This window comes from Streptomyces sp. NPDC006435, from assembly GCF_040612315.1.
Classification (GTDB): Bacteria; Actinomycetota; Actinomycetes; order Streptomycetales; family Streptomycetaceae; genus Streptomyces.
In genome coordinates this window covers 85,269-108,366 of the sequence record NZ_JBEXPY010000024.1, presented here as the reverse complement: position 1 = coordinate 108,366, position 23,098 = coordinate 85,269, and the positions used below count along the sequence as shown (strand labels likewise).

General features: G+C 75.5%; 10 protein-coding genes. 9 read left to right on the top strand and 1 reads right to left on the bottom strand.

Translation table 11 applies throughout. From position 1 onward, the window contains the following. Positions 1–3 precede the first annotated feature (3 nt). Positions 4–3,213, bottom strand: coding sequence for an amino acid adenylation domain-containing protein (locus tag ABZZ04_RS23220; protein ID WP_356934108.1), 3,210 nt, complete (start codon positions 3,211–3,213; stop codon positions 4–6). 186 nt (positions 3,214–3,399) lie between these two features. Between ABZZ04_RS23220 and ABZZ04_RS23215 the strand changes: the two genes are divergently transcribed. The 9 genes from ABZZ04_RS23215 to ABZZ04_RS23175 all read left to right on the top strand — a co-directional run bounded on the left by ABZZ04_RS23215 (position 3,400) and on the right by ABZZ04_RS23175 (position 23,093). Next, entirely contained in the window at positions 3,400–3,708 is a 309-nt protein-coding gene (locus ABZZ04_RS23215) for a phosphopantetheine-binding protein (RefSeq protein WP_356934107.1), read from the top strand. Beyond that, complete coding sequence (locus ABZZ04_RS23210) at positions 3,701–4,732, top strand: TauD/TfdA family dioxygenase (protein WP_356934106.1); 1,032 nt, start codon at positions 3,701–3,703, stop codon at positions 4,730–4,732. The genes ABZZ04_RS23215 and ABZZ04_RS23210 overlap by 8 nt, the downstream gene beginning before the upstream one ends. Positions 4,733–4,748: 16 nt before the next feature. Beyond that, positions 4,749–5,780, top strand: a complete 1,032-nt coding sequence (locus tag ABZZ04_RS23205; RefSeq protein ID WP_356934105.1) for a TauD/TfdA family dioxygenase — start codon at positions 4,749–4,751, stop codon at positions 5,778–5,780. A 34-nt stretch (positions 5,781–5,814) separates the two neighbouring features. After that, entirely contained in the window at positions 5,815–10,029 is a 4,215-nt protein-coding gene (locus ABZZ04_RS23200) for a condensation domain-containing protein (RefSeq protein ID WP_356934104.1), read from the top strand. Continuing rightward, positions 10,029–12,938, top strand: a complete 2,910-nt coding sequence (locus ABZZ04_RS23195) for an amino acid adenylation domain-containing protein (protein ID WP_356934103.1) — start codon at positions 10,029–10,031, stop codon at positions 12,936–12,938. The genes ABZZ04_RS23200 and ABZZ04_RS23195 overlap by 1 nt, the downstream gene beginning before the upstream one ends. Positions 12,939–13,010: 72 nt before the next feature. Continuing rightward, entirely contained in the window at positions 13,011–14,219 is a 1,209-nt protein-coding gene (locus tag ABZZ04_RS23190; RefSeq protein ID WP_356934102.1) for an aminotransferase class I/II-fold pyridoxal phosphate-dependent enzyme, read from the top strand. After that, positions 14,216–15,514 (top strand): pyridoxal-phosphate dependent enzyme, encoded by a 1,299-nt coding sequence (locus ABZZ04_RS23185; protein WP_356934101.1) that lies wholly within the window; start codon positions 14,216–14,218, stop codon positions 15,512–15,514. The genes ABZZ04_RS23190 and ABZZ04_RS23185 overlap by 4 nt, the downstream gene beginning before the upstream one ends. A gap of 77 nt (positions 15,515–15,591) precedes the next feature. Then, positions 15,592–19,914 carry a condensation domain-containing protein gene (locus ABZZ04_RS23180; protein WP_356934100.1) on the top strand — a complete coding sequence of 1,441 codons (4,323 nt, stop codon included), beginning with the start codon at positions 15,592–15,594 and terminating at the stop codon, positions 19,912–19,914. Further along, a complete protein-coding gene (locus ABZZ04_RS23175; protein ID WP_356934099.1) occupies positions 19,911–23,093 on the top strand; it encodes an amino acid adenylation domain-containing protein in 3,183 nt (1,060 codons plus the stop codon). Before ABZZ04_RS23180 ends, ABZZ04_RS23175 begins: the two co-directional genes overlap by 4 nt. Positions 23,094–23,098 lie beyond the last annotated feature (5 nt).

Below are 23,098 nucleotides of genomic sequence, written 5' to 3'. Positions count from 1 at the left end.
GTCCTACTCCTGGTCCGGGGTGGTGGCGGTTTCGCGGGAAGCCGCCCCGAGAAGGGCGGCGATGTCGGCGGGACCGGCACCGGTGAGTTCGGCCAGCAGGTCCGAGTCGTCCTCGGGCACCGTCGTGTTCGCCGGCTGTCGCGGCCCGTCGGGCCCGGCTCCCAGATCGATCCACGCGGCCAGGTCCCGGACGGTGGGCCGGGCGAACAGCTCACCGAGCGGGACCAGGAGCCCCAGCTCCCGTTCCAGCCGGCCGGCGACCCGCAACGCGGCGATCGAGTGGCCTCCGCTCGCGAAGAAGTCCGTGTCCGGGACGCAGGGCGACGGCACGCCCAGCACCTCCGCCCAGATCCGCCCGACCAGGGCCTCGGTCGGCGTCGGCTCCGTGCTTCTGCCGATGGCCGGGACCGTCCCGGCATCCGGGGCGAGCCGCTCCAGGGCCCTCCAGTCGAGCTTGCCGTTCCCCGTGACCGGGAGAGCCGGGACGACGACGATCGTGCCGGGCACGGCGTACGCCGGCAGCAACCCGGCCAAGCGGCGGCGCAGTTCGGGCGGATCGGCGGCGGCTTCCGGGCGGGGCACCACGTACGCGGCGAGGACCCGCTCACCGGCGACGACCCGCGTGCCCACCGCTGCGGCCCCCACCACGGACAGCCCGGTCAGCGCGGCCTCGACCTCGGCCGGTTCGACCCGGAAGCCGCGGACCTTGACCTGGCGGTCGGAGCGTCCGGCGAACTCGATCCGGCCGTCCGCCCCGATCCGGCCGAGGTCGCCGGTGCGGTAGAGGCGGGCGCCGGGCTCGAACGGGTGCGGGACGAAGCGGTCGGCGGTGAGCCCCGGGCGTCCGAGGTAACCGTGGGCGAGGCCGTCGCCGCCGACGTGGATGTCCCCGAGGACGCCGGGCGCCGTCGGGTGGCCCCAGGGGTCCAGGACGAACAGCGAGCGACCGGCGATCGGGCGGCCGAGCGGGACGGGGCGGTCGGGCGCGGGCCGGTCGAGGGCGGCGGTGGTGGCGAAGACGGTCGCCTCGGTGGGGCCGTAGCAGGCGGTGATCCGCAGGTCCGGGTACGCGGCGGAGATCCGGTGCAGACGGTCCGCCGGGACGACGTCGCCGCCGGTGAGCAGTCGGCGCAGCCCGGCGAAGAGCTCCGGCCGCTCGTCGGCGACCACGCGCAGCAGGCCCGCGGTCAGGTGCAGCACGGTCACCTGCCGGTCACGGACGAAGTCGTGCAGCGCGCCGGGCGTCAGTCGGGTGTCCGGCGCGACGGCCAGGGCCGCGCCGGAGAGCAGCGGGGCCCAGATCTCGAAGGTGGAGGCGTCGAACGCGGCCGGTGCGAGGACGGCCACGACATCACCGGGGCCGAGCGGGGCGTACGCGCAGTGGTGGGCGAGGCTGAGCACGCCCGCGTGCGGGACGGCCACCGGCTTGGGCGTGCCAGTGGTGCCCGAGGTGAACATCACGTAGGCGAGATCGGCGGGGGAGAGGTCGAGCGGGGCGGCCGGCCGGCCGGGGCCGTCGAGATCCAGCAGCGGCAGCCCCAGGTCTTCCGCCCGGGCCCGGTGGGAGCGGTCGGTGACCACGGCCCGGGGGGCCACCGCGTCGAGCATCGTCCGGAGCCGGGCGGGTGGGAGTTCGTCGTCGACCGGCAGGTAGGCCGCGCCGGCCTTCAGCACGCCGAGCATCGCCGTGACCAGGCCGGCGTGCCGCCCGACGCGGAGCGCCACCAGGTCGCCCCGGCGGATCCCGGCGGAGGCCAGCCGTCCGGCCAGACGGTCCGAGTCCGCGTCGAGCCGGCGGTAGGTCAGCTCGCCGACGACGGCGGGCGCGTCGGGGGTGCGCGCGGCCTGGGCACGGAACGCGGCGGCCAGGTCGGTGGCGGCGGCGACGGGTGCCGGTCCGGTGGCGGCGGCGACCGCCGCGGCCAGGCGCGGCCCGAGGTGGTCGGCTTCGCCGACCGGCCGGTCCGGGGCCGCCGTCAGCCGGTCGCACAGGACTCGGAACTCCTCGCCGACGTCCCGGACCGTCTCCGGGTCGAAGAGGTCGGTCGCGTACTCGATGACCACCGGCAGCCCCGGGAGGTCGGCGACGAAGCAGCTCAGCTCGAACTCGCTGGCGCGGCGCGGCGGGAAGAGCCGCCGCACGGCCGGACCGCCGTCGTCGCGGTCGTCGGGCAGGACGTCGTGGGTGACCTGGAACGACACCGGGCAGAGCGGCAGCCGGGAGGGGTCGCGTTCGGCGACGTGCCGGGCCACGATCCGGTCCAGCGGCACCCAGCCGTCGCGCAGGCAGCGGATCGCCTCGGCGCGCACCGAGCGGACCAGGTCACGGAAGTGCGGGTCGGCGCCGGTCCGGACGCGCAGCGGCACCATGTTGGCGAACAGACCCACCTCCCCGGCCCACTCGGGGCGGATCCGGGCCGTGTGCGGGATGCCGATCAGCACATCGGAACGCCGGCCCGAGCGGCGGCTCATGGTCACCCCGAAGGCCGCCGTGAGCACCATCGACAGGGTCGCACCCGTGGCGGCGGCGAAGACCCGCAGCCGGCGCTCCAGCTCCGCGCCGAGCGTGAAGGTGTGCTCCGCGCCCCGGAAGGAGAGCGGTGCCCGGCGCGGACGATCGGTGGCGAGCACGAGCTCCTCCGCCCCGGCCAGCGCCTCGTCCCACCGCTCCAGGGCCGCCCGGCACTCCGGCCCGTCCACCCACTCCCGCTGCCACCGCGCGAAGTCGGCGTGGCGCAGTGCGGGCGGCGGGAGCTCGTGCCCCTGGTAGGCGGCGCGCAGATCGGCGATCAGGACCGGCGTCGACAGGCCGTCGAACGCCAGGTGGTGGACCAGCAGCTCGAGTACGTGGCGGTCCGGCCCGTACCGGACCAGGCGGGCGTCCAGCAGCCGGTGGCCGGTCAGCCGCTGGGCCGGTGGCCGGTGCCCGGCGTCCAGCACGGTCAGCCGCCGCGACCAGGGCTCCACCAGATGCGCGGGCACACCGTCGGTCTCCACGATCCGTCCCGCCAGCACGTCGTGCCGGGCGACCACCGCGGCGAGCGCGCGCTCCAGGGCGGGGACGTCCAGGGCACCGTCGAAGGCGAGGTGCACGGGCATGGTGAAGAACTCGGCGTCCGGGTGCAGCCGGACCAGGAACCACAGGCGCTCCTGCAACGGGGACAGCGGCCGTCGGTCGTCGGGGACCGGACGGGTCGTGGCGTCCGCTGGCACTGGCGTCACCGTCCTCTGCTCGTGGTCGACAGCGTGGCCTCAGCCTGGCGGCCGCGCGTCGGCCCGGGCACGTCCCGTAAAGACGCGACGGCGCCCGGACGTGTACCCGCAATAAGGGGCATGACCGGCCGCCGGAATCGTTCCTAGCGTGGTCGGGCCGAGCGGAGCCCGGGAGGTCGGACGCGCATGGAACAGACCCTGGTCGCACTCTGGCGGGAGGTGCTGGACGATCCGGCACTCGACGCCGACGACAACTTCTTCCTGGCCGGCGGGCACTCGCTGCTCGCGCTGCGGCTCCTCGAACGGGTCCGGGAGGCCCTCGGGCACACGGTCGAGCTCGACGAACTCCTGGACGCCGCCACCCCACGAGCCCTGGCCCGGCACCTCGCTGTCCTGGAATCAGGGGACGTGCGCCGCCCCGGCACCGGGAGCACGATCGCTGCCGGGACGGCCGCGGAGAGCGGCGCACGGTACGAAGGGCGGGCGGATGGCTGAGCAACGCGCGACGGCGGCCGGCGGTCTGCCGGTGGTCGCCGAGCCGGGCGGCCCGGTGCTGCACGAGGTGTCCGGAGTGCGGGACCGGCCGTCGCTGCGGTCCTGGCTGACCGAGCACCGGACAGCGGTCCGCGAGACCCTGCTCGTCCACGGCCACCTGCTGCTGCGCGGCCTGCCGATCGAGGAGCAGGCCGACTTCGCGCTCGCCCGTGACGTCCTGACGGAGCGCCGGGCCGCGCACGCCCGGGAGGAGACCACACCCCGCTCCGACCTCGGCGACGGCATCTTCTCGGCGACGGACCTGCCGCGCCAGCACACGATAGGGCTGCACCAGGAGGACAGCTACAGCCTTCTCGCACCCGGGCTGCTGCTGTTCGCCTGCCTCGTGCCGGCCGACACCGGCGGGGCGACCACCCTCGGCGACGTCCGAACGGTGCTCGACGCCGTCCCCGCCGAGCTGATGGACCGGCTCCGCGGACAGGGCTGGCAGATCACCCGTACCTTCAGCGAGCACGTCGGCATCGGCTGGCAGCAGGCATTCGGCACCACGGACCGGGAGAGCGTCGAGCGGTTCTGCGCCGAGAACCTGATCGGGTGCGAGTGGCTCGCCGACGGGAGGCTGCGCACCACCGGTCTGCGCTCGGCGACCCTGCACCACCCGGTCACCGGCGCCGAGTGCTGGTTCAACCACATCGCCGTGTTCAACGAGCACACCTACGAACCCGAGCTCCGCGAGGTCCTGCTGGACGCCGGCGGCGCGGACGCCCTGCCGCAGAACACCTTCCACGGGGACGGCACGCCGTTCGACCCCGAGGAGATCGCGCTGCTCAACAGGGCCTTCGACGCGGCCCTGATCCGGGTCGACTGGCGGCCCGGAGACCTCCTGCTCGTGGACAACCTGCTGAACGCGCACGGCCGGGAGCCGTTCGGCGGCCATCGCCGTGTCCTCGTCGCCCTCGGCGACAGTTTCGACGTCCGTGACCGCAGGCCGACCGGACCGGTCGGGCCGCGCGGTCTGACCTGAACAGCTAGGAGCACCGATGGACATCACGACCGGTCTCGACACCGGCGACCTGGACGTGGTGCTGGCCGACGGCCGCCCACCGATCGGCACCGTGCGCGGCGTGGTGACCGGCCCGGCCGTCGCCGACTGGCTCACCGAGCACCGCCCGGTGATCCGCGCCGTGCTGGACCTGCACGGCAGCCTGCTGATCCGGGGCCTGCCGCTGAACACCCTGGACGACTTCGCGGCGGCCCGCGGGGCGGTGATCGACGAGGAGTTCGCCTACCGGGAGAAGGCGACCCCGCGCAGCGCCTACGGGCAGGGCCTGTTCTCCTCCACCGACATGCCGCCGGCCCACGACATCCGGCTGCACAACGAGAACAGCTACACCCTGAGCTTCGCCGGGATCCTGCTCTTCGGCTGCCTCGCGGCCCCGGCCACCGGCGGTGCCACCCCGGTGGCCGACTCGCGCGAGGTGCTCGCGGCGCTGCCCCCGGAGCTGGCCGAGAAGTTCGCGACCCTCGGCTACATGCTGTACCGCAACTACCACCCGCACCTCGGTCTGCCGTGGACCACCGCGCTCGGCGTGGAGAGCCGGGAGGACGCGGAGCGGTTCTGCCGGGAGAACGTGATCGCCTGGCGCTGGCTGGCCGACGACCGCCTGCTCACCGGTCAGCGGCGGCCGGCCGTGATCACCCACCCGCGCACCGGCGACCGGCTCTGGTTCAACCACATCGCCTTCTGGAACGAGTTCACCCTCGACCCGGACATGCGCGAGGTCCTGGTCAGCAGTTACGGGCCGGACGGCCTGCCGTTCAACACCGCCTACGGCGACGGGACGCCGATCGGCCGCGACGAGGCGGATGCGCTCAACGATGCCTACCGCACGGCGCTGCGCCGCGAGGCATGGCGTCCCGGCGACCTCATGATCGTCGACAACCTGCTGTCCAGCCACGGCCGCGACGCCTACCTCGGGGACCGTCGGATCGTCGTCGCCATGGGCGAACCGGTGCGGGTGGCCGACTGCCGGCCGGGCTCGCCGGTCGAACCCGGTCCGCTGCCGGTCTGAGTCCGCGCCGACGCCCCGTACCGCGAGGAGAGGAATGACCACGAACGCGATCGAGCGGATCTGCCGGCTGACGCCGCTGCAGGACGGCATGTTCTTCGAGGCACTGCGCCGGCAGGGCACCAGCGAGGTGGTCTACCAGGTCTGTCTGGAGCTGACCGGCGAGCTGGACGCCCCGGCGCTCCGGGAGGCGTGGCGGGCGGCGGCACGCCGGCACCCGATCCTGCGGACTTCCTTCCACTACGAGCGGCTCGACGCCCCGGTCCAGGTCGCGCACCGCGAGGCCGAGGCACCGTGGCAGGAGCACGACCTCTCCGGGATGGCGCAGGACGGGCAACAGGACGCGCTCGCGAAGCTGCTGGAGACCGACCGCGCCGCGTCGTTCGACCTCACCCGTGCCCCGCTGATGCGGCTGGCCCTGGTGCGGGCCGGCGAGGGACGGGCGTGGCTGGTCTGGACGTACCACCACCTGCTGCTGGACGGCTGGTCCACCTATCTGGTGCTCGCGGACGTCTTCGACGGCTACCGGGCCGCGGTGGCCGGCGGCGGAACGCCCGGTCCCGCCCCCCGGCCGTACTGGGAGTACGTCGCCTGGCTCCAGGCCCGTGACGAGAAGGGCGAGGAGGAGTACTGGCGCCGACGGCTGGCCGGGTTCCGCGCACCGACGCCGATCGGTTTCGAGACGGTCGAACCGCAGGACGCCGACGCGGAGTTCGGCGAGGCGGAGTTCTTCCTCTCCCCGCGCATCAAGTACGCGCTGGAGGACCTGGTCCGCACCCGCCACCTCACTCTCGGAAGCATCGTGCAGGCGGCCTGGGCACTGACCCTGGCCCGGTACAGCGGTCACGACGACGTGGTCTTCGGTTCGATCGTCTCCGGCCGCACCCCGGACTTCGCGGGGATCGACGACATCGTCGGCCTGTTCATCAACGTCCTGCCGGTGCGCGCGGTCGTGGACGACGAGATGTCCCTGGCCGACTGGCTGGCCCGGTTCCAGGAGCAGCTGGTGGAGGCGCGCCAGTACGAGTCGTCCCCGCTCGCGGCGGTGCAACGGTGGAGCGAGGTGCCGCGCGGGCTGCCGCTGTTCGAGAGCCTCGCGGTGTTCATCAACTACCCGGTCCGGGAGAACTGGACCGACGGCGGCGCGGTCCAGGTGACCGGGAGCCGGGTGCTCCAGCAGCCGCACTACCCCCTCCATCTGACCGCGGTCCCGGCCGACGAGGGGTGGCGGCTCAGCATCGGCTACGACCCGCGCCGCTTCCGTCCCGGCACCGTGCAGCGGCTGGGCCGCCTGCTCACCTCCGTGTTCGCCGCGATCGTCGACGGGGTGACCCGACCGGTCGCCGAGCTGCCGCGCTGGACGGCCACCGTGCCGCTGGCCGATCAGGCGACCGCGGCGGAGTTCTCGCCGGCGAGCCCGGCCGAGCTGCTGAGCGCGGTCGCGGCGCGTCGGCCGACCGCTCCCGCCGTCGACGAGGGCGGGAGCCGGACGGACTACCGGAGCCTGTTCCAGCGGGCCGACGCCCTGGACGGGCGGCTGCGCGCAGCCGGCGCCGGGCCGGGGCGGACGGTGCGGATCCGGCTCGCGCCGTCCACCGACCTCGTGGTGGCCGTCGTCGCGGCGATCGGCACGGGAGCGGCGGTCGAACTGGTGGATCCGGCCGCCGGTGGGCCGGCGCCCGACGCGGACGACAACGGCCCGGTGGTCGGCGCCGGCCTGCTGGTCGAGGCGGCGGTCGGGGCGCGGGACCCGGCCGACGACGGACCGGCCACCGTCCGGCAGCCGACCGCTCCCGTGATCGGCGGGTACGGCGCGGACGGACTGGTCCTCACCCGGGCGGGCTTCGTCGAGGCCCTCTACCGGCTGCAGTGCGCGGTCCCGTTGGGCCGCGGCGACCGGGTCGCCCTCCTGGGCGGCGGGCCGCGGCTGCTGCGCAATCTGCTGTGGACGCTCGCCGCGGGGGCTGCGGTGGTGTTCGACGCGGAGGCGAACGTCGTCTTCGCGTCCGGCGAGGGCGCCGCCCGGACGGCGGCCGGGCGCCTGCCGGCCCACGACCCGGAGGACGGCACGACGCACCGGCTGATCGTCGACGGCGTCGTGTCCTCGGAGCTCCGGGCGGACCTGGCCGCCCGCACCGGGGTCGAGTTCGTCGAGGAGCACCGCGGCGGACCCGTCGGCCTGCTGGTCTCGCCGTCCTGGTCCCGGCCGGTGGACGTCGGTCCGGTCGCCCGTCGGGCCGCCGGTCCCCGGGTCTTCCCGGACACCGCCGAGACCCCGGTGGACGAGGACGCCTGGCTCTGGCCGACGGCAGCGGTCCTGGAGCGGCACACGGCCGTCCGGGAGGCCGCCGTCCGCCTGCTGACGGGCACCGACGGGGTACCGGTAGTGGTCGCCTTCGTGGTCATCGGCCAGGGCGAGCCGACCGCGACCGAGCTGGAGGAACTGGTCGCCTCCCACCTGCCCCGCGCCTGGGTCCCGGGCCGTTTCGTGGTCCTCGACGCGCTGCCGTCCGCCCCGGACGGCACGGTCGACCGTTCGGCGCTGGTCCTCGGCGGGGGCGGCGGTTCGCGGGTGGCCCGCTCCGGCTCCCCGGCCGACCAGCTCGCGGAGGTGGTGACCGGCATCTGGGCCCAGGCACTCGACCTCCCGCCCGGCGAGTCGACCGACGAGGAGACGGACTTCTTCGACCACGGCGGCCACAGCCTGCTGGCGATCAAACTGGTGTCCCGGCTGCGCTCCGCCCTGCGGGTGGAGTTCACCCTGAACCACCTGTTCACCGCCCCGACGCTCGGCGGGGTGGTCCGCGCGGTGCGCGCACTGCTGACCGCCGACAGCGGGGCCGGAGTCGACGCCCCGATCCCCCGGGCCCCGCGGGACCGGCCGCTCGCCGCCTCCTTCGCCCAGGAGCGGATGTGGTTCCTCGACCGGCTGGGCGGCCCTCCCGAGAACGTCATGCTGCCCTCCCGGGTGGACCACCCGCTCGACCCCGAGGTCCTGCGCCGCGCACTGGTCGCGCTGGCATCGCGGCACGAAGTGCTGGGCTCCTGCCTGCGGGAGGTGGACGGGCGCGTGGTCCAGGTCCCACAGGCGGAACCGGCGGTGCCGCTGGAAGTCGTCGACCTCACCAATCTGCCGCTGGACGCAGCCGAGGAGCAGGCCCGCACGCTGCTCGCCGCCGACGCCGCGCGGCCGTTCGACCTCGGCGGGGAGCTGCCGCTCCGGGTCCGCCTGATCCGCCTCGCCCCCGCCGACCACGTCCTCGGTGTCTGTCTGCACCACGCGGTCATGGACGGCTGGTCCACGGGTGTCCTGTTCAACGACCTCAACACGCTGTACCGGGCGGAGGCCACCGGAACCCCGGCCGGCCTTCCCGAACTGACCGCTCAGTACGCCGACTTCAGCGCCTGGCAGCGGGAGCGGCTGTCCGGTGAACGGCTGGACCGGCTGCTGGACCACTGGCGCGGGCGCCTCGACGGCGCACCGGACCTGCTCGCCCTGGACGGCCGGGAGAACGGCCGGGTGCCCGGCACCGAGCGGGCCGGGGACATGCAGGAGGTCTTCCTCGGCCCGGACGTCGCCACCGGACTGCGCAGCCTGGCCGGGAGCGAGGCGGCCACCGTGTCCATGGCGATGCTGTCCGTGTGCGCGGCGATGCTCGCCCGGCACGCGGGGCGGCCCGACGTGGTGGTCGGGCTGGCGGTGGCCGGCCGCGACCACCCGCAACTGGAGGGGCTGGTCGGCTTCTTCGTCAACACCCTGCCGGTCCGCATCGACCTGTCGGACCGGCCGACCTTCCGCACCCTGCTCAAGCGGGTCCGGGAGACGGTCCTGGACGCGCTGGCACACCAGGAGCTGCCGATCGAGAAGCTGGTCACCGTGCTCAGGCCGGACCGCGTGGCCGACCGCCTCCCGTTGGTCCAGGTGCAGTACACCTTCCAGAGCGCACCGTTCCGCCCCCTGGAGTTCGGCGGCCGGACGGCGGGCCACTTCCCGGTCCGGCAGGAGAGCGCCCGCTTCGAGCTCAACATCGAGGTCTACGAGTGGCGCGGCGGCATCCGCTGCGTGCTGCACCACGACCGCTCGCGCTACCGGCCGGAGTACGTCCGGCGGCTGGCCGAGGAGTGTGCCGACCTGGTCCGGGTCGCGGTGGCGGACCCGGACACGCCGGTGGACGCCGCCGGGGGCACATCGCCGGCTCAGCCGCTCGGCAGTCTCGACCTGCTGCGTTCGATCCGAAGTGGAGACCGCTGATGACCGTCCGGACGGATCGCGGGAACAGTCCCGCCGCCATCGAGGACGCCTGCCCGCTCACCGGCTACCAGGCCGCGGCGCTGCTGCGCGCCGCGACCCGCCCGGCGCCCCCCGACCCGGCGGTCCGGATCGGGGTCGAGGCACCGGACCGGGGCACCGGACCGCTGCGGGCGGCGCTGGCCCGGCTCGTCCGGCGGCATCCGGCGCTGCGCACCGTGATCGACGCGACCGGTGCCGGCGGTCCCGTCCAACTGGTGCTGCGGGAGGCCGAACCGGTGGTCGAGGTGGTCGATCTGACCGACCGGACCGCCGAGGACGCCGAGCGGGCCGTGGCCCGGTGGCGGGCCGCCGACCCCCGGCCGGACCGCCCCGACCCCGTCCGGCTCACCGCCCACCGCCTGCCGGGCGGCCGGCAACTGCTCCACCTCGACCTCGCGGATCCGGTGCTCGACCCGGTCGGCGCGGAGCGGGTGGGAGCCGACCTCGTCGCCCTCTGCCACGGCGCCGAGCCCGTGGTCCCACCGAGCGCGGCCACCCGCGACGCGGTCGCCGCCGAGCAGCAGGGCGAGCCCGCCCCCGGCACCGCCGTGCTGCCGGGCGGCGGCCCCGCGACGGCCGGGACGACACTGGACGCCGAACTGACGGCGGCGCTGCGCGCGGCCGGCCCGCCGCTGCACCGGCTGCTGTTGGCGGCGTTCCTGGCCACCGTCGGGCGGCACTCCGGCACCCGGCACGTCGCCGCCTGGACCGTCCGCCGGGTGGGCGAGGGGACCGGCGAGTTCCGGCGCCTCGAACCGGTGACGGTCGACCGCGCCGCACGGAGCTGGGCGGACCTGGTCGACCGGATCGCCCCGCGGGCGCACCCGGGGACCGACGCGCCCGTGTTCGAATGGCGTGAACTCGGTGGAGAGGCCGAGGTGGAGACCCCGGGCGAGGACCTGGTGGCGACCGTGTCGCCGGCCGGCCTGACCCTGCGGTCCACCCGGGACGCCGCCTTCCTGGCCGGCTGCGTCGACACGCTGCGGCGGATGGCCGCGGATCCGGGCACCGCCCCGCAGCCGTCGCCCCTTCCGGAGGCCCACGACACCGGCGGCGCCCGCGATCACGCGGACCCGGACGGCCCCGGCGAACCCGGTGATCACGACGGCCGGACCGTGCCGGAGCTGATCGCGCGGGTGGCCGCGGCCCGTCCCGACGCCGTGGCCGTCGTGGACGAGGACGGCGGCGAGACCAGTTACCGCGCACTGCTCGACCGGGCCGCCGGGATCGCCGCCGGACTGGTCGCCGCCGGCATCCCCGCCGGCAGCGTGGTCGGCCTCCACCTGCCGCGCTCGGCCGAACTCGTCGCGGCGATGCTCGGGGTGCTCTCGACCGGATCGGCCTTCCTGGCCCTCGACCCGGACTACCCGGCGGAACGCTCCGCCGCCGCACTCGCCGACTCCGGTGCCGCCGTCCTGCTGATCGGGACGGCGACGGCCGCGCGGCCCGACCACGCCGGCCCGGTCCTGGCCCTGGACGGAATGCGGGGCGGCCGCAGCGTCGAACTCCCGCCGGTCCCCGCGGAGTCCGCCGCCTACGTGCTGTTCACCTCGGGATCGACCGGCCGCCCGAAGGGCGTCGCGGTGCCGCACCGGGCGCTGGCCTCCCTGATGCACTGGAGCGCGACCGGACTCGGCCTGCGGCCCGGCGACCGGATCGCCCAGCGCACCCCGGTCGCCTTCGACGCGGGCATGTGGGAGGTCTTCGGACCGCTCGCCGCCGGGGCGGCCCTGGTGGTGACGCCGTCGCGGGCCAACCGCGAGCCGGCCGTGCTCGCCGAGGCGCTCCGGCGGCACCGGATCAGCGTGCTCCAGCTGGTCCCCGCCCTGCTCGCCGCCCACCTGGAGGCCAGGACCCTCGGTGCGCTGCCCGAACTGCGCATGGTGCTCTGCGGAGGGGAGGCACTGCACCGCCCGCTCGCCGAGGAGTTCGCCGCGAGCTGCCCGCAGGCCCGGTTGCTGAACGTGTACGGCCCGACGGAGTGCGCGGTGGACGCGGTCTGGGCGGTGGCCGATCCGCACGAGGCCGCCGACACCGTGCCGATCGGCCGGCCGGTGCCGGGCGTCGTGGCCCACGTCCTGGACGAGCTCGGCGAGCCGGCCGCCGCCATGGCCCCGGGCGAGCTGGTCCTCGGCGGACCCCAGCTGGCGCTCGGCTACCACCGCAGGGCGGGGGACACCGCGGCCCGCTTCCTGCCCGACCACCTCGGTGGCCGGCCCGGCGCCAGGCTGTACCGGACCGGTGACCTCGTCCGCAGATTGCCGGACGGGCAGCTGGAATACCTCGGCCGGATCGACCGTCAGGTGAAGGTCCGCGGGGTGCGGACCGAGCCGGGGGAGATCGAGGCGGTGCTGGTCCGGCACCCCGCGATCCGCGAGGCGGCTGTCGTCGCGGCGCCCGACCGCGACGGCGGGATGGTGCTGCACGCCTTCCTGGTGGCCGACGAGCGGTCCTTTCCGCCCGGCGGCGCGCGGGCGGCGCTGCGTGAGCACGCCGCCCGGTGGCTGCCCGACACCATGGTGCCGACCGCGTTCGTCCTGGAGGACCGGCTGCCGGTCCTGCCCAACGGCAAGACCGACCTGACCGCACTGGCCGCGCGGGCGGGCCGCCCCCCGGTGGCCGCGTACCGGGCGCCGTCCGGTCCCGACGAGCGCTGGCTCACCGCCCAGTGGACCGAGGTGCTCGCGCTCGACGCCGTCGGCCGGGACGACGAGCTGGGGCCGCTGGGCGCCGGACCGGTGGCGGCCGCCCGGGTCGCCGCCCGGATCCACCGGGAGCGCGGCGTGCGGGTCACGGTCCCCGAACTGCTCGGCGCGGCCACCGTCGCCAGGCAGAGCGTCCTGCTGACGGGCACGGTCCGGTCCGGGTGAGGACCCGGTCGCTCCGCTGCTGCTCCCCGCTTCCCCCCGAACCACAGACCCCGAACCGAGTGAGGATCCGACGTGCCGCCCACCGTGCCCCCCTTTCCGTTGCGTACCGACCTCTCCTTCGGCGACGAGCGCTTCCTGATGTTCGTCCTCGACGAGATGGCGGCCTCGTACGAGGAACGCCATGACGACGTCGTGCGGCTCACCCTCGGCAAGTCCGAACTCCCGCCCGCGCAGGCGGTCGTGACGGCGATGCTGGAGGCCGCCGCGGACCCCGAAACCGCCGGCCTGGTCCACCCCGGCGGTCTGCCCCTGCTGCGCTCAAGTCTCGCCGAGCACTACCGGCGCACGCACGACGTGGACCTCCCGGCGCACCGATTCGTCGTCGGCACCGGCACCAGCTCGCTCTTCCGCAACCTCAACCAGCTGCTGGCCGGTCCGGGTGACGAGGTCGTCCTGCCGCACCCCTACTACCCGCTCTACCCGTTCACCGCGCGGCTCGCCGGAGCGGACGTCCGGTACTACCGGATCGACCCGCGCACCGGGCGGATCGACTGGGCGTCGCTGGAGCGGGCGCTGAGCGCGCGGACCCGGGCGGTGGTCGTCAACTCGCCGGGCAACCCGCTCGGCAACCTGGTCGACCCGGAGGAGTTCCTGCGGATCGACGCCGCGATGCACGCCGCGACGGACGGCGGCGCCGTGCTGATCAGCGACGAGATCTACGACAACGTCAGGTTCTCGAGCGCCCCCTTCTCCCTGGTCCGGGTCGCCGACCGGCTGCGCAGCCCGTACGTGGTGACCAACGCCTTCTCCAAGGGGAATCGGATGTACGCGCGGCGGGTGGGCTACGCGGTGGTCCCCGAATGGCTGGTCGAGCCCCTGGTCGTCGTCCAGCACCACACGTTGCTGACCACCGACCCGGTACCGCAGTTCGGCGCCGTCGCGGCCCTGGACCACCCCGGGGACCCCGAGGAACTGGCCCGCATCTACGGCCGCCGGCGCGACCACACGCTCAAGGCGTTCGCCGGTCTGGAGGACGTCGAGGCACTGCACTCGCACGGCGGTTTCTACCTCACCCTGGACTGCGCGGCCCACCTGGAGCGGCACGGCCTGCCGGACACGCTGGCGCTCGCCGAGCGGATCATGGAGCGGACCCGGGTCGCCACCGTGCCGGGCTCGGACTTCGGCCTGCCCACCACACTGCGGCTGTCGTTCAGCGCGGCCCGCTACGAGGAGGCGGTGGACCGGCTCCGGGCCTACTTCGAGGACGGAACCACGGGGTGAACCACCACGCGGGCTCCTGGACCTGCCGGTCCTGCTCGCGGCGGTACCCGGTGGCCGAGGTGGTCTACGTGTGCGACTGCGACCGCGCCGGGCGGCTGGACCTGGCCGACGGGCCCGGTGGCCCCGTGGCGACCGGCGAACCGACGCTCTGGCGCTATGCCCCGGTGCTGCCGCTCGGCCCCGACAGCGCCGGCGCGCGTGCGGTGCGCACCGGGTTCCCGGCCGGATGGACACCGCTGCGGCGGGCGCCCGCGGCGGCGGCCGGGCTGGGCGCGGGAGAGCTGCTGGTCAAGGACGAGTCGGTCAACCCGACCGGCTCTCTGAAGGACCGGGCCAGTGCCCTCGTGGTGGCTGCCGCCGTCGAGTTGGGCCGGCAGGTGGTGGCGACCGCCTCGACCGGAAACGCCGCCCTCGCCCTCGCCCGCGCCGCGGAGGTGGCCGGGATGCCGTGCGTGGTGTTCGTGCCGGCCCGGGCCGGTGCCGACCGGATTCGCCTCCTGGCCGGCCACGGCGCGCACGTCGTGGTGGTGGCGGGCGACTACGACGCGACCGTCGGGATCGGCCTGGAGGCATGCGCGGCGTTCGGCTGGTACTGCCGCACGACCGCGGTCAATCCGTTCACCACCCAGGGGAAGAAGACCGTCGGCCTGGAGATCGCCGAGCAGTGCGGCGGCCTGGCACCGGACCTGGTCGTGGTACCGGTCGGCGACGGGAACATCCTGGTCGGGCTCCACCGGGGCCTGCGGGACGCGGTGCGGCTCGGTTGGCTCGACCGGATGCCGCCCATCGTCGGCGTGCAGGCCGCGGGCGCCGCGGCGGTGCACCGGGCCTGGGCCGCCGGGCTGACCGCGGTGCCCGACGCCCCCGCCGACACGGTGGCCGGCGGCATCGCGGTGGGACACCCCATGGACGGCGCGCGGGCGGTCGCGGCGGTCCGGGAGAGCGGCGGCGCCCTGGTCACGGTGTCGGACCGGGAGATCCTCGGCGCCGGCACCGAACTGGCCGTCCGCGCCGGCGTCGTGGCGGAGCCGTCGAGCGCCGCCGGCTTCGCCGCGCTGCCCGGGCTGGACCTGAGGGGCCGACGGGTGGTGGTGGTCAACACGGGCGGGGCCCGGCGCGGCCCGGCGGACGGGGGCGGCGGGCCGGCCGTGCCCGAGGACGTCCGGACACCCGAGCCGGTCGCGCCGACCCTGGAGGCCGTCCGCGCGGCCCTGGCCGGGGTGACCGGGATCCCGATGGAGGTCCTGCCTCCCGGCCGGCGGCTCGGCCGGCTGTCGGGCATTTCGGGGACATGAGCCGAAACCCCGTTCGGGCCAGCATGGTTGGGGCCGTCCGGGGCGACGGCGGCGGTGACACGACCGGTGGAGGGCAGATGCAGGAGGCGGTGACCTCGCCGATGCAGCGGCGGCTGCTGAGGCTTCAGCGAGGGACGGACGCCGGCCGGTACACGGCCTCGTGCCGGATCCGGATCCCGGGCCGGGTGACGGACGCCGCGCTCGCCGCAGCGGTACCGGTGGCCCGTACCGGCCTGGCGGAGGACGTCCCGTTGGACGTCCGGGCCGAGCCGGCCGGTCCGGGGACCGAGCTGGTGGTGTCGGCTGCATCACTGCACGCCGACCCCGCGACCCTGATCGCCGCCGCCCGACGGCTGGCCGACACCCTCGACGGCGGCCCGGACACCACCCCCGCCGACCCGCCGTCGCTGACGCACCAGGACGCGGCCCGCTGGTGGAACGGGATGCTCGTACTTCCGGACGCCGCGCCCTCACGGGAGTTCTGGCGCGCCCGGGCCCAGGGCCGGCTGCCGTTCCACGACCCCGCAGGACGGCGCCGGTTCGACGAGGAGGCGGTCCGCACCGACACCGCCCACATCGACGGCGGGGACCTCCGGACGCTGCGCGCGCACTGCGACCGGGCCGGCGTCCCGGTCGCCGCCTGGCTGGCCGCCTGCTTCCACGTCCTGGTCCGCCGGCTGACGGGGGCCGAGGGCGACCTCCTCCTCGCGGTCGCCACCGATCTCCGGCGCCACCCGGACCTGCACGGCTGCCCCGGGCCGCTGACCCCGTACCTGCCGACCCGGCTGACCGCACCGGCACGGCGCGGCCTCACCGCACTCGCCCGGGAGGCTGCCGAGCAGATCGCCGCCGGCGCCGGCCAGGGCGAGTGCTTCGACTGGGACAACGTCGCCGTCCCGGACGACGATCCGCCGGCGCTCCCGGCCGGCTTCGACCACGTCGACCTCACCGGCGACGACCGGGTGGCCGCCGTGGACGCGCGCTGGGACCGGTTCGCACTGCGCCTGCACACCGAGGAGCACACCGACAGGCTGACCGTCGCCGTCGACCACGCCGTCGGAGAGCTTCCGCTACTGGCCACCGACACGCTGGCGGAGTCCTTCCGGACACTGCTCCTGGCCGCCCTGGCGGCCCCCGAGCGGCCCTCCGCCGCCCTGCCCGTGGTCGGGCCCGGACAGGCCGGCCGGCTGACGGCGGGCGAGGAGTCCCCGAAGGACGGTGCCGCACCGGTCACCGAGGCGATCCTGGACCGGGCCCGGACCACCCCCGGGGCGACCGCCGTGCGCTGCGGCGACGACGTCCTCGACTACGCCGGGCTGGCCGACCACGCCGCTGGACTGGCCGCGCGACTGGTCGACGCCGGGGTCCGGCAGGACGAGCCGGTCGCCGTCCTGCTCGGCCGGTCGACCCGGCTGCCGGTCGCCCTGCTGGGCGTCCTGGACGCGGGCTGCCCCTGCCTGCCGGTCGATCCGGCACTACCCGAGCGGTACGTGCACGGTCTGCTCGCCGCGGCCGGCGTGCGGTTCGCCGTCGTTCCGCCGGAGGGCTCCGCCGGGCTGCCCGCCGGCGTCCGGCCGGTGCCCGTCACCGCCGACGAGGCACCGGGGGCCCGCCCCGGGCGTCCGGCCGCCCACCAGGACCGGCCGGCCTGGCTCCTGCGCACCGGCGGCGCCACAACGGTGACGGTCAGCCGGGGAGCGCTGGCGGCGCTCCTCGACCGGGCGGGCCGCATCCACCCCATGGACGGCGCGCACGGCACGCTGGTCCGGTCCTCGCCGGACTCCGAGCACACCGTCCTGGACCTGTTCCTCCCGCTGCTGGCAGGCAAGGACGCCACCCTCCTGCCGCCGGGCGCGGACGAGCAGGAGCACCTGATCCGGGCCCTCGCGGCCGGCACCGACTACAGCCTGCTGCGGCTCCCACCGTCCCGCCTGCGCGCGCTCACCGACCGGACGGGGCCGTGGCCCGGCCCGATCCGCGTGCGGCGGCTCGCCGTCGAGGGCGGGCCGGACATCGGCGATCCGCTCGACCGGTGGCGCGAACTCGCCCCGGACACCGAGGTGGTCACCCCGTCCGGGCCGGCCGAGCTGCTCGCCGCGACCCTCGGCACCGAAGGGCCGTCCGCCCCGGCCGTCCGCCCGGCACCGGGCGTGGCGGCACGGGTGCTGGACGAGAACCTGCTGCAGGTCCCGATCGGCGTGGTGGGCGAACTCCACCTCGGCGGACCGGGCCTGGCGGACGGCCGACGGGACCGCCCCGGGCCGACCGCCGAGCGCTTCGTCCCCGATCCGTACGGCAGACCCGGCACACGACTCCTCCGAACCGGGGACCTGGTGCGCGCCCTGGCCGACGGGAGCCTGGAGCCGGTCGGCCGAACCGACGACCGGTTGACGGTGGACGGCCGCGCGGTCGAGCCCGCCGAGGCCGAGATGGCGCTCCGGGAGCACGAGGCGGTCCGCGAGGCGGTCGTGGTACCGGTCGGGACCGGGACGGAACTCCGGCTCGCCGCCTACGTCGTGGCCGACGAGGACCGCTGCCCCCCGGCCGACGAGCTCCGTGCCTTCCTGGCCGACCGGCTGCCCGCGCCCCAGGTCCCGGACGTCTGCGTCCGGCTCGACGCGCTCCCGACGACCGCGAACGGCACCCTCGACCGCGCGGCGCTGCCCGACCCCGAACCCGCCCCCGGCGGGGCGGACCGGGAGCCGGAATACGCCGCGCCGCGCGACGAGGTGGAGCTCGCACTGGCCGGTATCTGGTCCGAGGTGCTCGGGGTGGACCGGGTCGGCATCCACGACAATTTCTTCGCCCTCGGCGGGGACTCCATCCTCAGCATCCTCGTGGCGTCCCGCGCGGCCCGGAACGGCCTGCGGGTGGACCTGCGGCTGTTCTTCGAGGAACAGACCATCGCCCGGCTCGCGCCCTTCGTCGAACGGGTCGCGGAACTCCCCGCCGCGGCCGATCCGGCGCTCGGGGCCGGGAGCGGGGCGCTCACCCCGGTCCAGCGGTGGTTCTTCGAGCAGGGCTTCCGGCGCGCCGGGACCTGGAACCAGGGCTGGCTGTTCGCGGTCGGGGAACTGGACGCCGACCTGCTGGCCGCGGCCCTCGGGGACGTGACGGCCCACCACCCGGCGCTGCGGACCGGCTTCGCGGACGAGCCGGGGGCACCGGTGCGGGCGTTCACCCTCGACTCCGCGCCCGTGCGCGTCGAGCGCATCGACCTCGCCGACCGGACCGACTGGGAGACAGCACTGGCCGAGGCGCTCCGCGGCATGCAGGACCACGACCTCGCCGAGCCACCGCTGCTGCGGGCGGCGCTGGTGGACGGCGGCCGGGCCGACCGGCGCCGACTCGTGCTGGTCGCCCACCACCTGGTGGTGGACGCGGTCTCCTGGCGGATCGTCCTCGACGACCTGGTCACCGCGTACGACCGGCGGCTCGCCGGCGAGCCGGTGCACCTGCCCGCGGCCACCACGTCTCCCCAGGCGTGGGCGGCGGCTCTGACCGACCGGGCCGACACGTTCGCCGCCGAACTCGACCACTGGCTCTCCCAGGCACCGACCGGGCCCGCGCCGCTTCCGGTCGACCACCCCGACCAGCCGCCGGCACGGGAGGCGGACCGGGTGGAGACCACCGTCCGGCTCGACCCCGAACGCACCCGGTTCCTGCTGCGCGACCTGCCCGCCGCGATGAGGGTCGACTACGTCCTGCTGGCGGCGGTCACCCTTGCGTTCGGGGCCTGGACCGGCCGTGACTCGCTGCACGTCGACCTGGAGGGCCAGGGCCGGGTACAGCACCTGGTCGAGGGCGCGGACCTCTACCGTTCGGTCGGCTGGTTCACGACCTTCTCGCCCCTGCTGGTGCGGCTGCCCTCGACCGACCCGATGGAGGCGGCACTGGCGGTCCGGGAGCAGATACACGCGATGCCCGAGCAGGGCATCGGCCACGGCGTCCTGCGCCACCTGTCCACGCGGGACGGCCACGAACTGGCCGCCCTGCCGCTGCCGCAGGTCAGCGTCGACTACGTGGGCCCGACCGGAGCGTTCGGACGGGCGAACGGCGCGGAGGCGGCCCCCGGCCTCGACCTGGGACCGGCCCCCGAGCCCCTGGTGGGTCTGATCCACCCGGACAACCTGCGCCCCCGCCGGTTCGGCGTCAACGCCCGGGCCCTGGGCGGATCCCTGCGGATCACCATCGACTACAGCGGGCGCCACTACGAGGCCACGACGGTCGACAAGCTCGCCCGTGCCGTCCTGGAGCGCCTCGAAGCAGTGCTCGACGCCTGCCGCGGCTACGCGGAGAACCCGGCGCCGCAGGACTTCCCCGCGCTGGCCGTGGACCGGGCGACGCTGTCCAAGGTCCTGGCCAAGGCCCGCGCCAAGGCACACGAGGAGGAGCGATGAAGCAGCGCCCCGAGTCCGCGGTGGACGACGTCGTCGACGATCTCTACCCGCTGACCCCCCTCCAGCAGGGGATCCTCTTCCACGCCCTGCACGACGGGGAGACCGCGGGCTACCTGAGCCAGGTCTCCGTCCCGGTGCCCGCCGCCGAGGCGGCGGATCTGGTCCGGTCCTGGCGGGGCCTGGTGGCCCGGCACCCCGTGCTGCGCACCGCGTTCCTGTGGGAGGGACTCGACCAGCCGGTGCAGGTGGTGTACCGGCGGGTCGAGCTGCCGGTCACCGAGCTGGACCTGCGGGACTGCGCCGACCCGCACGAACGGCTGGCCGAGTTCGTCGCCGCCGACCGCCGCCGCCCCTTCGACGTCCAGCGGGCGCCCCTGACCCGCCTGGCGGTCCTGCGGCTGAGCGACGACCTCTGCCAGGTGGTGTGGACCCACGACGGGCTGCTCCTGGACGGCTGGAGCTCGGCACGGATCTTCCGTGAACTCACCACCGGGGTACCCGAGGCCGGGGCACCGGACTTCCGCGAGTTCGTGGCGTGGCTCGGGCGACAGGACCCGGCGCGCCGACGGGACCACTGGAAGGCGTTGCTCGGCGACTTCGACTCGCCGACCCCACTGCCCTTCGAGGGGGTCAACCGGGCGGCCCGCGCACTCGACGGGAGCCCCGGAGCCGGTTCGGCCCGGGTCGAGGTGCTGCTCCCGGCGGAGGAGACGGGGCGGATCACCCGGGGCGCGCGCGAGCTGCACGTGCCGTTCGGGGTCCTCGCCCAGGCGGCCTGGGGGCTGACCTCGGCGCGCTTCGCCGACTCCGACGACGCGGTCTTCGGCGTGGTCACCTCCGGGCGCAGCGCCCCGCTGCCCGGCATCGAGCGGATGGTCGGCCTGCTCACCAACACCGTCGCGGTGCGGGTGCGCGCCGACGGCGCCGCGACCGTCCGGGACTGGCTGGCCGACCTGCTGCGACAGCAGGCCGAGACCCTGCGCCACGAGCACAGCCCGCTGGCCGAGGTGCGGCAGCAGAGCGCCGTACCGGCCGGGCTGCCGCTGTTCCGGACGGTCCTGATCACCCAGAACTTCCCGTACGACACCGACGAGCCGACGGACGGACAGGCAGGCCGGCCGGAGGCGTACGAGGCGAACCACTACCCCCTCACCGTGGTGGCGATCCCGGGCGAGCGGCTCCTGCTGCGCCTCCAGTACGATCCGGCGGAGCTGTCCGCGAGCGAGGTGGAGCTGCTCGGACAGAGCCTGCGGACGGCGCTGCTGGGCATCGTCGCCGACCCCGGGCGGTCGCCGGCCACCGTGCCGGTCCTGCCACCGGGCACAGCCGTGCCGCCCGCATGGACGACCGGCCCCGGGCGGGTCTACCCCGGGGGGACGCTCTCCGACGTGATCGCCGACCGGATCGCGGCCGGACCGTCGGCGCCGGCCGTCATCGACGTCGACGGCACGCTCGACTACCGGGAGCTGGGCCTGCGCGCCGGGGGAGTGGCGACGGTGCTCACCGGGCACGGGGTGCGCCCCGAGGACCGGGTCGCGCTCTTCCTCGACCGCTCGACCACGTCGGTGGTCGCGACGGTCGGCACCCTGGCCTCGGGAGCGGCGTACGTCCCGGTCGACCCGGCCTACCCGTCGGAGCGGGCCCGCTACATGATCGAGGACAGCCGGGCACGCCTGGTGCTGACCCGACGGGACCTTGCCGACCGGTTGCCCGCCGGCCTCGACGTACCGGTGCTGTTCCTGGAGGACGTCCCGCCACGTGCAGAGGGCCTGCCCCGCTGCCCCGCCGGGCCGGACCAACTCGCCTACCTGATCTACACCTCCGGGTCGACCGGGGAGCCCAAGGGCGTGATGATCAGCCACCGGGCCGTGCTCAACACGCTGTTCTGGCTGACCGAGGAGCTGACCCCGAGGACCGGCACCGACGTGGTGGCGCACAAGGTCCCACCGGGGTTCACCGACGTCGTCTTCGAGGTGCTCTGGCCGCTCACCGCGGGATTCGCCCTGGCGGTGCTGGACGAGCGGACCGTCGCGGACCCCGAGGCGTTCCTCGCCGCACTGCGCGAGCACCGGGTCACGTACACCCAGGTGATGCCCCGTCAGGTCGAGGCGATGGCCGCGCTGGCGGAGCACTCCGGCGAGGACCCGCTGCCGGACCTCCGCTGGGCGGTGATCGGCGGGGAGCCGCTGCCGCCGGCCTTCGGACGGTCCTGGGACCGCGGCTTCGCCGCGGGGCGGATCGCCAACATCTACGGGATGACCGAGTCGGCCGTCTACGCCACCTCCCAGCTGCTGGAACGCGGGCTGATGGACCGCCTGGACGCCGTCCCGATGGGCCGGCCGCTGCCGAACACCCGGGCCCTGGTGCTCAACCGGGAGCTGGAACCGTGCCCGGTCGGGGTCCGCGGCGAGCTGTACCTCGCCGGCGTGGGCATCACCCACGGCTACACGGACAAACCGGGCCTGACCGCGGACCGGCTGCTCCCGTTGCCCGACGGCCCCCCGAACGCCCGGATGTACCGCACCGGCGACCTCGCCTTCTGGCGCCCCGACGGCGCTCTGGAGTACGCGGGCCGGGCGGACTTCCAGCTCAAGGTCCGAGGCATGCGGGTGGAGGCCGGCGAGGTCGAGACGGTACTGCGGCGGCACCCGGCCGTCCGGGACGCCGTCGTCGTGACGCGCGGCGGACGGCTGGCGGCCTACCTGGTGGGCAGCCGGGAGGCGGCGGGAGACCTCCGGCAGCACCTGGCCGCGCGCCTCGCGGACCACCAGGTCCCGGCGCTGACGACCTGGCTCGACGAGCTGCCGACGACGGTCCACGGCAAGGTCGACCGGGCCGCGCTGCCCGAGCCGGACATGGTCGCCGCCGACGCCTCCGTCGAGTCGGTGCCCCCGGCCACCGCGGCCGAGGAACTGGTGGCAGGCGTCGTCGCCGGGGTCCTCGGACTGCCCGACGTCGGCGTGCTCGACGACTTCTTCGCGCTCGGCGGCGACTCGCTGCTGGCGGTGCAGGTGGTCGGGCGACTGCGCGACGTGGTGCCGGTGCCGTACACCGTGGCCGCCTTCATGGCCGCGCCGACGGTCCGGGCGTGCGCCGCGGAGATCGAGGAACTGCTGTCCGGTGACACCGCGCTGGCGGCTCTGCTGGACGCGGCCGAACAGGCGGACGGCGTTGGCTGACCCCG